Annotated in this window: 16 protein-coding genes; 7 read left to right on the plus strand and 9 right to left on the minus strand. The window is 68.6% G+C overall.

Features of this window, described 5'->3' with window-relative positions:
* The first annotated feature begins 4 nt into the window (after positions 1–4).
* The 3 genes from DMH03_RS33300 to DMH03_RS33310 all read left to right on the plus strand — a co-directional run bounded on the left by DMH03_RS33300 (position 5) and on the right by DMH03_RS33310 (position 5,278).
* Positions 5–262 (plus strand): helix-turn-helix domain-containing protein, encoded by a 258-nt coding sequence (locus DMH03_RS33300; RefSeq protein WP_370311008.1) that lies wholly within the window; start codon positions 5–7, stop codon positions 260–262.
* Between the two features lie 132 nt (positions 263–394).
* A complete protein-coding gene (locus tag DMH03_RS33305) occupies positions 395–1,024 on the plus strand; it encodes a lamin tail domain-containing protein (protein WP_125787779.1) in 630 nt (209 codons plus the stop codon).
* A 297-nt stretch (positions 1,025–1,321) separates the two neighbouring features.
* Positions 1,322–5,278, plus strand: a complete 3,957-nt coding sequence (locus DMH03_RS33310) for a S8 family peptidase (protein ID WP_233611768.1) — start codon at positions 1,322–1,324, stop codon at positions 5,276–5,278.
* Here DMH03_RS33310 and DMH03_RS33315 read toward each other — a convergent pair.
* The 3 genes from DMH03_RS33315 to DMH03_RS33325 all read right to left on the minus strand — a co-directional run bounded on the left by DMH03_RS33315 (position 5,241) and on the right by DMH03_RS33325 (position 7,642).
* Positions 5,241–6,275, minus strand: a complete 1,035-nt coding sequence (locus DMH03_RS33315) for a helix-turn-helix domain-containing protein (RefSeq protein ID WP_125795940.1) — start codon at positions 6,273–6,275, stop codon at positions 5,241–5,243. The two genes, DMH03_RS33310 and DMH03_RS33315, sit on opposite strands and share 38 nt — an antisense overlap.
* Positions 6,276–6,356: 81 nt before the next feature.
* Positions 6,357–7,127, minus strand: coding sequence for an alpha/beta fold hydrolase (locus tag DMH03_RS33320; protein WP_125795941.1), 771 nt, complete (start codon positions 7,125–7,127; stop codon positions 6,357–6,359).
* Positions 7,124–7,642, minus strand: coding sequence for a PadR family transcriptional regulator (locus tag DMH03_RS33325; protein ID WP_125795942.1), 519 nt, complete (start codon positions 7,640–7,642; stop codon positions 7,124–7,126). The genes DMH03_RS33320 and DMH03_RS33325 overlap by 4 nt, the downstream gene beginning before the upstream one ends.
* A 116-nt stretch (positions 7,643–7,758) precedes the next feature.
* On the opposite strand from DMH03_RS33325, the gene DMH03_RS33330 reads away from it, so the two are divergent.
* On the plus strand, positions 7,759–8,529 hold the full coding sequence (locus tag DMH03_RS33330; protein ID WP_125795943.1) for an SGNH/GDSL hydrolase family protein: 771 nt from the start codon (positions 7,759–7,761) through the stop codon (positions 8,527–8,529).
* Here DMH03_RS33330 and DMH03_RS33335 read toward each other — a convergent pair.
* From DMH03_RS33335 to DMH03_RS33355, 5 genes are all read right to left on the minus strand, one after another.
* Complete coding sequence (locus tag DMH03_RS33335; RefSeq protein ID WP_125795944.1) at positions 8,520–9,092, minus strand: TetR/AcrR family transcriptional regulator; 573 nt, start codon at positions 9,090–9,092, stop codon at positions 8,520–8,522. The two genes, DMH03_RS33330 and DMH03_RS33335, sit on opposite strands and share 10 nt — an antisense overlap.
* A 242-nt stretch (positions 9,093–9,334) precedes the next feature.
* Complete coding sequence (locus DMH03_RS33340; RefSeq protein WP_255431272.1) at positions 9,335–9,823, minus strand: SRPBCC domain-containing protein; 489 nt, start codon at positions 9,821–9,823, stop codon at positions 9,335–9,337.
* Complete coding sequence (locus tag DMH03_RS33345) at positions 9,769–10,086, minus strand: metalloregulator ArsR/SmtB family transcription factor (RefSeq protein WP_125795946.1); 318 nt, start codon at positions 10,084–10,086, stop codon at positions 9,769–9,771. The genes DMH03_RS33340 and DMH03_RS33345 overlap by 55 nt, the downstream gene beginning before the upstream one ends.
* A complete protein-coding gene (locus DMH03_RS33350; protein WP_125795947.1) occupies positions 10,086–10,472 on the minus strand; it encodes a VOC family protein in 387 nt (128 codons plus the stop codon). Before DMH03_RS33350 ends, DMH03_RS33345 begins: the two co-directional genes overlap by 1 nt.
* Before the next feature lie 395 nt (positions 10,473–10,867).
* Entirely contained in the window at positions 10,868–11,137 is a 270-nt protein-coding gene (locus DMH03_RS33355) for a hypothetical protein (protein WP_125795948.1), read from the minus strand.
* Between the two features lie 120 nt (positions 11,138–11,257).
* Here DMH03_RS33355 and DMH03_RS33360 point away from each other — a divergent pair, with 120 nt between their 5' ends.
* From DMH03_RS33360 to DMH03_RS33370, 3 genes are read left to right on the plus strand one after another with little or no spacing between them, the layout of a single operon-like run.
* Positions 11,258–11,842 carry an NADPH-dependent FMN reductase gene (locus DMH03_RS33360; protein WP_125795949.1) on the plus strand — a complete coding sequence of 195 codons (585 nt, stop codon included), beginning with the start codon at positions 11,258–11,260 and terminating at the stop codon, positions 11,840–11,842.
* Positions 11,839–13,287 carry a DHA2 family efflux MFS transporter permease subunit gene (locus tag DMH03_RS33365; protein WP_125795950.1) on the plus strand — a complete coding sequence of 483 codons (1,449 nt, stop codon included), beginning with the start codon at positions 11,839–11,841 and terminating at the stop codon, positions 13,285–13,287. Before DMH03_RS33360 ends, DMH03_RS33365 begins: the two co-directional genes overlap by 4 nt.
* Complete coding sequence (locus DMH03_RS33370; RefSeq protein ID WP_125795951.1) at positions 13,284–13,658, plus strand: MerR family transcriptional regulator; 375 nt, start codon at positions 13,284–13,286, stop codon at positions 13,656–13,658. Before DMH03_RS33365 ends, DMH03_RS33370 begins: the two co-directional genes overlap by 4 nt.
* Here DMH03_RS33370 and DMH03_RS33375 read toward each other — a convergent pair.
* Positions 13,648–14,130: a pyridoxamine 5'-phosphate oxidase family protein gene (locus DMH03_RS33375; protein WP_125795952.1), complete on the minus strand. Its 483-nt coding sequence runs from the start codon at positions 14,128–14,130 to the stop codon at positions 13,648–13,650. The two genes, DMH03_RS33370 and DMH03_RS33375, sit on opposite strands and share 11 nt — an antisense overlap.
* Positions 14,131–14,367 lie beyond the last annotated feature (237 nt).

The raw sequence follows: 14,367 nt of genomic DNA on the forward strand, positions 1-14,367 counted from the left end.
GGTCGTGACCCCCCTGTGCGAACTACTCGCCGAACAACGAATCGCGAAAGGCTGGTCGCAGTGCGACCTGGTCGCGAAGTTGCATATCCGCTCCGGCAACGACAGCGTGACGCGAGAGGAGATCTCGCGCTGGGAGCGAGGGAAACGCATCCCCGGCCCGTATTGGCGAGAGCGGCTCAGCGACGTATTGGGCACGCCCAGCCGGGAGCTCGAACTCGCCGCTGCGGTCGCCAGAAGACAACGGCGGAAAATTATCGGCTGACGGGAAAGTACCGGAAAACTGGCCCCTTTCCGGCGGCGCATCGGTTCTCGGATACTTATCTGGTCGCCGCCGGATGAAAGGTTTCCGGTCAGGCGAACAGATTCCCCGAAATCCAGTTGAAAGGAATTTCTCATGCGACGAATTCTGGGTGCTTCGGCGGTATTCGCGATGCTGGCGATGGGTATGGCCGGCGGTGTCGCGAACGCGGCAGGCGAGAGTGAGGGAACCGAGGCCGCGCCGCTCGTCTCGTCCACGGTGGTGGTCAACGAGGTTTCGACCCGCGGCGTGAACGGCCTGCTCGACGAGTACGTCGAGCTGCGCAACGTCTCGAACCAGCCGCAGGACGTGAGCGGCCACGTGATCCGCATCTACTCGCCGTCGAACGTCGTGGTCGACACGATCGTCCTGCCGGCGGGCACGATCCTGCAGCCGAAGGGCAACCCCGGCCAGTACGCCGTGCTGGTCGGACAGAACTTCTCCGGCACCATCGGCGACCAGACGTACGTCATCCCGTTCACGCTGACCGGCACCGAAGGCATCCCGACCCTCGGTGGCGTCTCGGTCCAGAACCTGGCCGGCGCGAAGATCGACGGTGTCGCCTTCAGCAACGCGGTCATGGCCGCACGTGAAGGCCAGGCCGCGACTCCGGAGAGCACCGTCACCGATTCGCTCAACGCGGCGAACACCCGCAACATCCTGAGCACCGACACCGACAACAACCGGCAGGACTTCTCGCTGCAGCTGCGCTCCCCGGGTCTGTAAGGCTTGTAGTACCGACCCGTTTCGCCCGGGCCCGGGCCGCCGTCGGCGGTCCGGGCCCTTCCATGGCGGTATCTCGCCAACGGCGACATACCGCCACCGAGAGTTGTGTTCATCTGAGAACTCCTGCCTCATCCTCTGGGAAATCCCTTTTCGCGGCGGCCGTGACCACGGCCGCTTCGTGATATCCGAGGAGAGTGAGGCTCGATGCTTCCCCGTTCCCCTCACGTGACGAGACGCCCACGGCACCCATCGGCGATTTTGGCGGCCACCGCACTGGTCGCCCTTTCCCCGCTACCGGTGACCGCGACCGCCGCGACCGCCGCCCTGTCCGGACCCGCTCCCGTCGCCGGGCGGCCGGACGTCCATCGCGTCACGTTGCTCACCGGCGACGTGGTGACCTACGAGCGGGACGGTGCCGGACACGGCAGCGCACAGGTCGAACCGGCGGTGCGGCCGGACCGGCCTGCCCCGGCGTTCCAGATCACGACCACGGCCGAAGGTCTGATGGTGTATCCGTCGGACACGCTTCCGTTCGTCGGTAAGGGATTGCTGAGCCGGGACCTGTTCAACGTGACCGCGCTCGTCGGAGACCGGCGTGACGACGCCGCGAGCGCCACGATCCCCGTCATCGTGCGCTACGGCGACCGAATGGGTCTGAACGCGCAGTCGCTGGACGCGAAGGCGAAAGCTCTTCCGCAGACCCAGCGACGCACACCGCTCGTCACGGCCAACGCGGTGGGGGTGCAAGTCAAGAAAGCGGGGACGGGCGAGTTCTGGCGCTCGCTCGTCGCGTTCGACTCAGGCGGAAAACCCGTGCTGAGCCAAGGGATTTCGCAGGTCCGCCTCGACAGGAAGGTCCGGGTGGCGCTGGACAAGAGCACCGGTCAGGTCGGTGCGCCGTCGGCGTGGAGCGGCGGATGGACCGGGAAGGGGACCACGGTCGCGGTGGTGGACACCGGGATCGACGCGAACCATCCCGACCTGGCGGGCAAGACGATCGCCTCGGCGGATTTCAGCGGAGAAGGCGACGCCGTGGACCGCCATGGCCACGGCACCCACTGCGCGTCGATCATCGCCGGCACCGGCGCGGCGTCGGACGGCCGGTACAAGGGCGTGGCGCCGGACGCGAAGCTGCTGGTGGCCAAGGTTTTCGACGCCTCCGGCGAGGGCGACACCGCACAGGTCATGGCCGGGATCGACTGGGCCGTCGCGCAGGGCGCGAAGATCGTGAACCTCAGCCTCGGTGCCGGCGTCAGCGACGGAGCCGACCCGTTGAGCGAGCAGGTCGACACGCTTTCGGCGAAGTCCGGCACGCTGTTCGTGGTCGCGGCCGGGAACTCCGGGCCTGGCGACCGGACCGTCACCACACCGGGGGCCGCGACGTCCGCGCTCACGGTCGGGGCGGTCGGCAGGGACAACTCGATAGCGTGGTTCAGCAGCCGCGGCCCGCGGCTGCGGGACGCCGCCGTCAAGCCGGAGATCACCGCACCGGGCGTCGGGATCGTCGCCGCCCGGGCCGCGGGCACGGCGATGGGCGCGCCGGTGGACGACTCCTACACCGCGTCGTCGGGCACTTCGATGGCGACGCCGCACGTCGCGGGTGCCGCGGCGATCCTGCTGCAGCAGCAACCAGGGCTCACCTGGCGGGACCTGAAGAACACGCTCGTCACCACCGCCAAGGACGTCGGCCTTCGCTGGTATGAGCAGGGATCCGGTCTCCTCGACGTCGCACGTGCGGTGTCGCAGAAGGCCACCGGAACCGCCGTCGCGAGCTTCGGCCGTAACGAGCGGACGATCACCGGCACGGCTCAGGTCGTACGGCAGCTGTCCTATACCAACGCCGGGGACCAGCCGCTGGCACTGAACCTGAAACTGACCGTGCACCCCTGGGACAGCGGCACCCAGCCCGGCACCGCGATGCGCCTGGCGAGACCGAACCTGTCCATCCCGCCGAAGTCCACCACCACCGTCGACCTCGCCGTGGACCCGAGCCAAGGGGTGGCCGGCGTCTACGGCGGCGCGGTCGTGGCCACGACCGCCGACGGGGCCACCACCGTGCGGACGTCCGTGAGCACCTACAACGCGGCCGAGCTGTTCCCGGTGACGATCCGGGTACGGGATTCGGCGGGTGGCCCGGCTCAGCTCGCGTCGGCCCAGCTGATCGACGACGCGGCCGGTGCGGGTAACCGCAATGACCCGTTCCTCGACCAGGTCAGCCAGCAGGTCGGCCTGGTCGACGGGGTCGGCCGGGTGCTCGTGCCCGCCGGACGCTATTCGGCACTCGGCTGGGTGATGGAGCGCGGGCTGGCGGTGCGTCGCTGGTCGGCGATGAGCGCGACACAGGTCTCCGTCCTGGCCCCGGCCGAGATCACGCTGAACGCGGCGAGCGCCGTCCCGGCGGGGCTGGTCACCCCCACACCCACCGACCTGCGGGACCGCACGGTGATGCTGCGGCGCGTGATCCCCGGCGGAGCGGGTGTGAACGGCTACGTCGGCGAAGCCGGGCTGACCGTCGGCGCGGGTTGGGACGTACGCGTGACCCCTGCCGCGGCCACCTCGGCAGGCGCGATTTCGTTGCAGGACAGCGCGACGCTGTCCCAGACCGCGGTCGAAATGCGAGTCGTCGGCGGCGGCTCGCCCGTGCTGAATCCCGCGTACGACGTGCCGACGCTGACGGCGAAGTCACCCGGTGAACGAACGCTGCCGGTCGTGTTCGGCGGTGCGGGTGATCTCGCCGGTCTCGACGTGCGGGGGAAGGCCGTCCTCGTGCGGATCCCGGTCCAAGCCGGGTCGCCGAACCCGGTGGGCGACGTCTCCGCGGGCATCGCGAACGCGGCACGCGCGGTGGCCGCGGCGGGCGGGGCCGCCATGATCCCTTACGCTGGTTCGCCCGGTTCGCTGAGTGTTCCGGGGCTCAGCAGTTCGGTGGTGCCGACCTTGTCCCTCGGCTGGGACGAAGGCGAGGCGCTGCGGACCGCCGGCGCGGTTTCGGTGCGGTTGCTGGTGCGCGCGGCTCCGGACGCGATGTACAACCTCAGCCACCTCGACGCCAACGGTGTGCCGAAGGAGCTCGTCCGGCGTGTCGACCAGAAGTCTTTGGTCGCCACGAAAACCGCCTACCAAGCCGAAAAACCGGGGCTGAGCGCGCATAAGAACTGGTATGCCTTCCCGACCGGGCTGTGGAAGACGCAAGTGGTGCAGGGCACGAAGATCCCGGTGCCGGGCGCGTGGACCGAGTACACCGGTCCGGCGGACGATCGGCTGGTCTGGAAACGGGTGGTCACCCTGTCCGGCACCGACACCGCGGGCCGTCGCGCCGCGCTGTCCATGAACGCGCAGAACATCTACCGCGCGGGCGAGCGGTCGAGGCCGGACGAGAGCTGGTTCCGCGCACCACTGCGCGGCGGGTCGGTCGAACTGCCGTCCGACCATCCAGCTCGCTACCCGGCGACGGCCCGCGGCTGGGCGGTGCTGTGCTCGATGTGCCGCGGCGGCACGGATCCCGACCTCTTCGTCCCCGGGGCACAGTGGATGGACGGCACAAGCGGCGCGGGTTCGGGCGGGCACTACACGAATCCGTACGAGAACGCGCGGTACTTCGCGGCGACCACGGTGCGGTTGTACAAGGACGGGAAAGAGATCCCGCGATCCAATGTGGACGATCCACTCGCCCTTCTCCCGGTGTTCCGGCTCGCGCCGTCTCCCGCCACGTACCGGCTGGACGTGACCGATGTGATGCCCGGCCAGGCACAGGTCGGCGCCCCGAGCGGAGTGCTGTTCCAGAACGCCCCGCGGACCGACACGTCGTGGACGTTCGCCTCGGCGCGGTCCGAGGCCGCGTCACCACTCGGGTTCACCTGTTACGAATCGGGCAACGCGTGTTCCTTCCAGCCGCTCATCCAGCTGGACCACCGGCTGCCGCTGGATCTCGGCGGCCGTGCACCGGCAGGGCGCCCGTTCACCTTCGACGTGTTCGCAGGGTCGCACAGCGGCGCGCGGGGCGGTGGGCCGGTGACGCAGCTGCGGGTCTCGGCGTCGACGGACGGCGGGCGCACCTGGACGGCGGCGAGCGTCCGGCCGAACGGGAACGGGTTGTGGTCGGTGACGGTGTCCCATCCGCGACTCGCGGCGACCGACGGGTTCGTCTGGCTGCGCTCGGACGCACGAGACGGCTCCGGCAACACCGTGACGCAGACGGTCCAGCGGGCCTACGCGCTCACGGACGTGGCGAAGGCGAACCCGCGCCTTCGGTGACGTCGTCCGCACGCGTGGGCCGGGTCACCGGCAAGGTGACCCAGCCCCGGGTGGCGACCTGAAGCCCGGCTTGGAAGCGGGTGGTCGCGCCGAGTGCGGTCATGAGGTCGCGGAGGCGTCGCTGGAACGTCCGGTAGCTCATGCCGAGCTGCTTGGCGATGCTTCGGTCGGGCAGCCCGGTGGTGAGGAGTGCGAGCAGGCGGGCGTCGTCGGACGGCGCGACGTCCGCCTGCTCGACGGAGCCGGGCATGTGCAGCGGAAGCCCGGTCTGCCATAGGAAAGCGAAGACCGCACTGAGCGCGTCGAGCAGCGCGCACGGGTGGATCACCAGTGCCGTGCCGACCTCGGGGAGATCGGAACGCAGCGGCACCAGTCCGAGCCGCCGGTCGACCACGATCATCTTCAGCGGGGCGGCGGTGACCACGCGGGCCTCCTCGCCGAGGGCGAGACCCGCCTCGATGTCGGACGACAGATCGTGCAATTCCAGCGCACTGCGCTCGTAGACCCCGCGGAACCGCACACCCCGGTTGAGAAGGTCACGTTCGGCGGGGTGCAGGACACTCGGCGGTTGCGCGTAAGGCGGCTTGTTGACGAAAGCGACCTCCTGCTCGGCCGAGCGCAGCAGCTGATCGGCCCGGTCGGCGATGAGCGCGTTCCCGTGGACCACCTCGATGAGGTCGACCGGCCGTTCGCCGGCCGTCGCCCGGTACCGCTCGCGCAACCGGTCGGCGACCAGCCGCGCACTCGCGAGTTCCCGCTCCTTCTGCCGGAGCATCGCCTCCAGCGCGATCTCCGGTCGCACCGCCGAATACGCCTTCACCGGACCGGGCAGCCCGGTGAGCAACCCTTTTTCGGTCAGTGAGCGCAGAATCGGGAGCAGCCGCTGCTCGGGCAACCCGGTTCGCCGCCGGATTTCGGCGACGGTCATCGAACCGGTTCCGGCGAACGCGTCGTAGACCTCGACGTCGATTTCACTCAGACCGATGATGTCCAGCAAATTAGCTCCCACCGAGGTCGCTTTCGCCTGACCATACCGCTGGGCTTCGGCAGGCAAAAGGGACCGCGCTGGTCCCGGCGATCAGCCCTCTAGACGCGGATCGACGGTTCCCTCGAGCCACGTGCGCAGAACACCGTTGAACAGTTCCGTGTCCTCCACATTCCAGATGTGGTGCATCCCCGGCGCCACCCGGGAAGATGTCTGTGGAGCGACTCGCGCGATGTCCGACAGGGATCGCCGCACCGCCGCGGAATCCTTCTCCCCCGCGATCGCGAGCAAGGGCCCCCGATAGCGGCCTACTTCCGCGGGCATCCCACCCGCGCACACTTCGGCGACCATCGCGGACTCGGTCTCCCGGCTCACCGAAAGACCGTGCTCGACATACCGCGCGCGTGAGTCCACGGGGAGTCCGAAGACCGCGGCTTGAGCACGCCAGAACCAACGGGTCCGCAGCAAGGCCAGCTGCATCTTGCAGTACAGGCGCAACCCGACACCGGCGGGCACGAGCGGCGCGCTGGTCAGGAACGCCGAACCCACCCGGTCCGGATGCCGCGCCAGCACACGCAACGCCGTGAGGGCTCCGAGGGAAAGCCCGACGAGATCGAAGGGACCGTCGACCCCGTGACCGGACACCCTCGCGACGACGTCGTCCGCCACCGCGTCCAGTCCCGGCCAGTCCTCGCCGACCCGCTCGCCGAAGCCCGGCAGATCCGGAGTGAGCACGGTGCGGTCATCGAACGCGGACAGCTGCGGCTCCCACATCCAGTTCGCGGCGTTGCCGCCGTGCAACAGCACCAAAGGCCGCTTTGTCGCGTCCGTCCCGGCGAAGTGCACTTCGGGGAACGCGCTCACGCGAGCTCCTCCTCGACAGCGTCGAGCCAGGCCAGTTCGACGCGCAGATGTGCGATCCCGTTGTCCAACGTGGACAGTCGCAGCCGGGCCGCACGGTCGGACGCCGACGACTCGGCTCGGGTCCGTTCGAACCGCTCAAGCCGAGCGCGGGTCGCCTCGCGATGTCCCGCCAAGAGTGAGCGGAAGGCGTCGTCGCCGAGGTCCGCGCCGAAGAACACCCGCGCGAGGAACGGGTCGCGCTCGACGTGCCGCTCGGGCTCACTCGCCAGCCACTCGGCGAGAGCCGTCCGCCCCGCGGCGGTGATGTGGTGTTCCTGCCGGTCCGGCGCTCCGGAACCGGCCACCTTCTCGACATCGGCGAGCCCGTCGGTGACGAGCTGGGCGAGGGTGCGATAGATCTGCGCCTTGTCCGCCGCCCAGAAGTGCCCGACCGTCGAGTCGAAATGGCGTTTGAGGTCGTAGCCGGTCATGGGCGCGAGGGCGAGTAACCCCAGGATGAGGCGGGAGAGAACCATGCCATTAGTAGACAGGTCACCTATATGACTTGTCAACTAGTGCAGGGTGCGCCCGGTCCAGCGCGCCCGTCTGGGTAACATCCGGGTATGCCATCACCATTCGAGGAGACCACCTCATGTCCTCCGCGATAAGCAAGCGCTTAGTCAGCCTTGGGGACTCCTTCACCGAGGGTGTCGGCGACGAGGACCCGTCGTCGCCCAACGGCGTCCGCGGCTGGGCAGACCGCGTCGCCGCCACGCTCGCGGCCAACCACCAGGACTTCCGCTACGCCAACCTCGCGATTCGCGGCAAACTCCTCGGGCAGGTCCTCGCCGAGCAGCTCGACCCGGCGCTCGCGCTGAACCCGGACGTCGTGACGCTGTACGCCGGCGGCAACGACCTGATGCGGCCGAAGGTCGACATCGACGCCCTCATCGACGACTACGACATCGCTGTCGGCAAGGTCGTGGCCACGGGTGCGCGGGTCGTCCTCTTCACCGGTGTCGACGGGGTCGAAGACGCGTTGTTCCGCAGGATCCGCGGCCGCGTCGCGATCTACAACGAGCACGTCCGTGGTATCGCCGCGCGGCACGGGGCGCTGCTGGTGGACATGTGGGCGATGCGGCAACTGCGGGACCGGCGGCTGTGGGCACCGGACCGCCTGCACCTGAACTCGTTGGGGCACAACGAGATCGCCATCGCCGTCCTCGACGCGCTCGGCGAACCGCACAAGCTGGCCGCCGCCGAACTCGGACCGCGCCCGCTGCTGAGCCCGCAGGCGCGGCGCACCGAAAACCTCCAGTGGGGCAAGGAGCACGCTGTCCCGTGGATCAAGCGCAGGCTGCGTGGCGAATCGTCGGGCGACGAGCTCGCGCCGAAGCGGCCGGCCATGGACCCTTACGCCTGACGCGGCCGAAGCCCGTCGAAGAGGATGCAGATCGTCCGGGCCCGGAACTCGGGTCCGGCATGCTCCGCCGCCTTCGCCGTTCCGATGATCACCGGGATCAGTTCATCGACGCCGAGATCCTTGCGGACGTCGCCGGTGTCCTGCGCCCGGCTGAGCAGTACGCCGAGCGCGTCCTTCAGGCGGACGCCGATGACCGACCCTGCCGACGGAACGCTGACTCCGGCCGCCGACAGGGCTTCGAAGTAGGCGTTCTTGGCACCCGACATCTCGATCCAGCCGGTCAGGAACCCGAAGAACGCAACGCCCGGGTCGGGTGAGTCGGCGGCCACCGTGGCCTCCGCTTCGTCGGCGAAGCGGTGAAGGCGTGCGAAAAGTACCGCCTCCAGAAGCGCCTCTTTCGTCGGAAAGTGCCGAAACACGGTGCCGACTCCGACGCCTGCTTCGCGGGCGACTTCCTCTGTCGGCGCACTGGTGCCTTTGGCCGTGAAGACGCGCTCCGCAGCCTCCAACACCCGTGTGCGATTACGGCGGGCATCGGCTCGGAGCGGTTTCTCGTCCGTCACAGCGGGGATCCTAGACCCGCTGTCGAGAGCCTGTCCGGCGACTCGGGTCTCGGGATCGACGATGGAGGAATCGGGACGTTCAACGTCCCCAATCCTCCATTGATCAAGCCAAGCTGCTCGCGCCCTGCGGGCTCCGAGTGGGGAAGATTCGGGACGTTGAACGTCCCGAATCTTCCCCACTCACCCGCGCCACCGAGCCGAGGTCAGATTCCAGCAGGTACCGGGCCGCCGGCGAATGCCCTCTAGTCCGCCATCTCGTCCAGCACCCGCGCCAGTGCCTTCGGAACCCCGGTCCGCCAGCCGCCGCCCATGATCCGGCGTGACATCCGCTGGAATTCGTCGTCGGGATCGAAGCCCTCGTGACTGAGGAACAGTCTCGTCCCCCGGCCCTCCGGCGCGAGCCGCCACGTGACCGTCCACTCCGGACCCCAGCTGATGCTCAGCAACCGTTCCGGCTCGACGGCCAGCACCTCGCAGGCGACCGGGCCGCCCTCGAATCCGGCGGCGGGAACGGGGTCCGCGAGCAGTTCGAATCGGTGTCCCACAACGGGTTTGATGTCGTTCGGCATCCGGAGCCAGCGTTCGAGCAGCTGCGGTTCGGTCAACGCGCGCCACACTTTGCGCGGCGGATGCGCCAGGAACTGATCGACATGAATGGCCGTCGGGTCCTCGTCGTTCAGAACTCCTCCTCGTCCAGCAGGTCGCGCAGGTTGCCCAGCTTGCCGCGCCAGTAGCGCTCGTAGGGCGAAAGCCAGTCGGAGACCTCTTGCAGCGGAGCGGCCTCGAGAGAGTAGACGCGGTTGCGCCCCTGCCGCTCTTCCCGGACGAGGCCGGCCTCCCGCAGCACCCGAAGGTGTTCCGACAGGCTGGGCCGCCGCATGTCGAAGCGTTCGGCGATCTCCCCCGCCGCCCGCGGGCCGTCGAGGAGGATGCCCAGCACCTCGCGGCGGGCCGGGTTGGCGAGCGCGGCGAAGACGTCGTCGTTGACCGGCACTAGCGCGGCCAGTTGCCGTAGCCGGACGGTTCGAGCAATCCCATCGCGTTGCCGTCGGGATCCTTCAAGGAGGTCACGCGGCCCCACGGCATCTCCTCCGCGTCGTCGACCTCGATGCCCTGGGCACGAAGCTCGGCGATGTCGGCATCGAGGTCAGCGGTGCTCAACTGGAAATGCACGCGCGTCTCGTGGTCGAGCCCGCCGACAGCGCGGTCGACAAGGACGATGCCGGTCTCCGCCCCCTTGGGGCCGACCATGACGAACGGGCCATGCGGGCCGCTGACGTCGACGATCAGGTCGAACCCGAGCTTGCCGACGTAGAAGTCGCGCGCCTTGGCCTGATCGGCAACCGGAACGGTGAGGAACTGCACGCGGTCGATGTTCATGCCGCCACCATACGTAGGAGATTTCCTACGTGTCAATCCCAGGCCCTTCGACGGAAAGGAACATCTGCGCGCCACGAGAGTCAGGCGTCGCCTTCGGGTCGTCGAACACCCCCGGTCGCCGGATGAAGCCGGTCGCTTCCAGGGCGGACATCAGATCCCAGATCAACTCGTGAGTCGCCACGACCACGCCGACTTCCCGAAGATCCCGCGGCAGCGCGAAAACGATCTTCTCCGCGATCCGCAGGGCGATCTCGTGAACAGGATCGGCGTCCCGTCTCCCGATGATGGGAATCGTCGGCCTCCCGCTGCTTCCTCGACTTCGTTGGTACCCGTCGCACCCTCACGTGGAGAATGAACCGCCCAGAAGACACCATTCCAGCAGGGACGCTCGATACTCAGCTCCGCGGAAGGAAGCAGGCCGTCCTCCCGGAAGCGATTTCCGGCACGATCGCGGCGGCGAGCGGCATGCCTGCAACAGCGCGATCTGAGTGTCCAGCGGATCGTTCCCGCAGTTCCGTGCGACTGACGCCCAGTCGTGCGCGGAAAAGCAGACGGCCGTTGTCGTCCATCCTCACAATGTGATGCGGCGTGCTTCGCGCACCGAGGCAGAAGCAGTGCAGTCCCCATTTCGCCAGGTCATCCGGGTCATCGCCGAAGTCGTCCATGACCGAAGCCTTACCACAACCCCTGCCCTTACAACCTCCACTTAAATAGAGGTCCACGGTTCGTGACCAGGGCCGCAAGAGCTTGAGTTCGCCTATGGACGAGCTTTTAGCGTCTTCGGCATGACCACGGAAAACACCACCCAGTCCCCCCTTCGCCTCGCTGTGATCATCGGCAGCGTCCGGCACGAACGATTCGCCGACGCCATCACGGGCTGGCTCCTGACCGAACTCGCCGCGATCGACGGACTGGAGGTCGACCCCATCGACCTCGCCGACATCGATCTGCCCTTGCAGGGAACGCAACCCGGCGGCACGGAGACGGTGATCAGCGACAGGCTGCGCGCGGCCGACGCCTACCTCGTCGTCACCCCGGAGTACAACCACAGTTTCCCGGCGGCGCTGAAGAACGCGATCGACTGGCACTTCACCGAATGGGCGTACAAACCCGTCGCGTTCGTCGGCTACGGCGCCGGTTCGGGCGGTATCCGCGCGATCGAGCAGCTGCGGCTGATCTTCCCCGAACTGCGGGCCACCACCATCCGCGACGCGGTGCTGCTGAACGCTCCCTGGACCCGCCTGGGCGCGAACGGGTACGAGGGCACCGAAGGCGAGCGCGGCGCGCTGGTCGCGACGATGACCGAACTGGGCTGGTGGGCCCGCACCCTGCGCGCCGGACGCGTCGCGGCTCAGGCGAGTGCGGCATGAACCGCCTGACCGGACAAGAACTCCGCATCGCCGCGGTGATCGCGCTCGGCGGGTTGATGGCCGTTCTCGACACCACGATCGTCGCCGTCGCGCTGCCGCGGTTCATGACGACCTTCTCCGCGTCGCTCACCACGATCCAGTGGATCGTGACCGCGTACGCGCTTGGCATGGTCGCGGCGATGCCGCTGGCGGCGACTCTCGCGCAACGCTGGGGAGCCCGCCGGGTGTACCTGGTCGCGCTGCTCGTGTTCGCGGCAGCGTCCGCGGCCGCCGGAGCCGCCGGCGATCTGGGCTGGCTGATCGCCGCAAGGGCGGTGCAGGGCCTCGCCGGCGGCCTCATCAATCCGCTGGGGATGACCATCGGTTTCGGCGCGGTGTCCCCGGAACGCCGGAGCCGGATGACCACGATCACCGGTCTGCCCTTGCTGATCGGGCCGATCCTCGGCCCGATGCTCGGCGGGCTCCTGCTGGACAGCTTGTCGTGGCGGGCGCTGTTCTTCATCACCGTTCCGCCCGCCCTGCTCGGCGTCGCCGGCGTGCTGCGCTGGGTGCCCGCCGACACCGCGTCGGCGGAACGTGCTCCGATCGATTTCGCCGGCGGCCTGCTGCTCGTCCCCGGCGTGGTCGCGGTGGCGTACGGATTCAGCGAAGAGACGGTCGGCATGGACGTCCGGGCGGCGATCGTCGCCGCCGGACTGGCGCTCATGGCCGTGTTCCTCCGAAGGTCGTGGAGGCATCACGCGCCGCTGCTGAACGTCCGGCTCCTGCGTGACAGGACGTTCGGGCGCAACGCCGCGGTCCTCGTCCTGTACGCCGGGCCGTACTTCGGCTCGATGCTGCTGATGCCCGCCTACATCCAGGTGATGCGCGGCGATTCGGCCATGATCAGCGCGCTGATGATGGTGCCGAGCACGATCGGGATGGGCCTCACCATCCAGTTCGCCGCCCGCGTACTGGAACGCTTCGGCCCGCGGATCGTCGTCGGGACCGGACTGAGTCTCGCGATCATCTCGACCGCCCTGACCATCCTCGTCCTCACACCGGACACGCCTTACACAGTGCTGGCGATCTTGGGAGTGCTCCAAGGGGCGGGCACTGGGGCGATCATGATGCCCACCATCGTGAGCGCGGGCCGGAACCTGCGCGGCCCGGACCTCGCGTCGGGTTCCGCGATCCTTCCCTTGTCCAGCACCATCGCGAGCGCGGTCGGCACGGCGGCGGTGAGCGCGGCGTTCACCGGGCTGATCGCGGCCGCCACCGCCGGGCAGGGTCTCGCCGCGCTGAGCGATCCGTCTGCGGGCTCGGCGCTCACCGGGGAGATCGTCGACGCGTATCGTCTGACACTCGTCGGTGTCCTCGCGGTCATGGTGCTCGCCCTGGTGGTCAGGCTGCGGACCAAACCCACTCCGGCGGCGGAACCCATCACGGTACGGAGCGCAGCATGACAACGCCGACACAATCCCTGGCGGATGCCCGCCTCACCGTCAGCGAGGTCGCGAGCAAGGCCGGGGTCTCGGCCAACGCCGTCCGCTACTACGAGCGTTACCGCGTGATCACCGCCGAACGCACCGCCGGCAACGCGCGCCGGTTCACGATCGACGCCGTCTGCCGGATCCGGCTCGCGGTCGCCGCCCAGCGCGTCGGGCTCAGCCTCGCCGAAAGCGCGGAGATCCTGGCCGAGATCCCGCCGATGTCCTCCGACCTCGGGCAGTGGTCACGCGCCGGGCAACAACTCGTCGACGCCGAGCAGGTCCGCATCGCCGAACTCGCCGCCGTGGTCGACGAGTACCGGACGCTCGACTTCATCAGGAGCTGAACGGTCCGTCCGCCGCGTTCGACCAACGGAATACGGGGCGGTTCTCCAGACCGGGGTAGGCCACGGCCATACCCCGGTCAGGGGACATCGACCACAGCCGCGCGTCAGGCGACGCGGCATGCTCCGCCCAGGACGGCGACCAGGCGGGAACGTAGCGCTCGTAGATGCGGCGGATCCGGCTCACGTCCTTGGCTTCCAGCCTCGCCGACCCGGTCATCCGCACCTGACGGACATCATCCGGCGGGGCGAAGGTCGCGACCATGACAGCGACTTCGCGATTGTCGCGAGCCGCGGCCAGGAACGGGGACGGCGGGCCGTCGGACACCGGGGTGTGGAACCACAGCCTGCCCTCCTCGGCCACGAACCACATCATCGCCAGCGCCGGGTTCCCTCGGCCCGTGGTGGTGGCGACGCTGGCAGGCAGGCGCGGCTCGTCGAGGAAGCCCTGTATCGCGAAAACCGATGAGTCCATGGCGTCACCCTGCAACCTCGACCGGGGTCGAAGTCCAGTGACGATCGGGATTTCGTCGCCCGGGGAACGAGTCCGTGAAGGCCTCCTTACCTACCCTGAAGGTAAGGAAAGAGGGGCGGATTCATGCGGTCGTCGCAACATGCTCTATTTAGGACAGTAGCAGGTTGAGTTTTTCTTGGGGTGTAAGCCAGTCCAGTGTTTTGCGGGGGCGGCCGTTGAGTTCGGCGGCCACTCTCG

Origin of the sequence: Amycolatopsis sp. WAC 01376 (assembly GCF_003947415.1) — a bacterium.
GTDB lineage: Bacteria > Actinomycetota > Actinomycetes > Mycobacteriales > Pseudonocardiaceae > Amycolatopsis.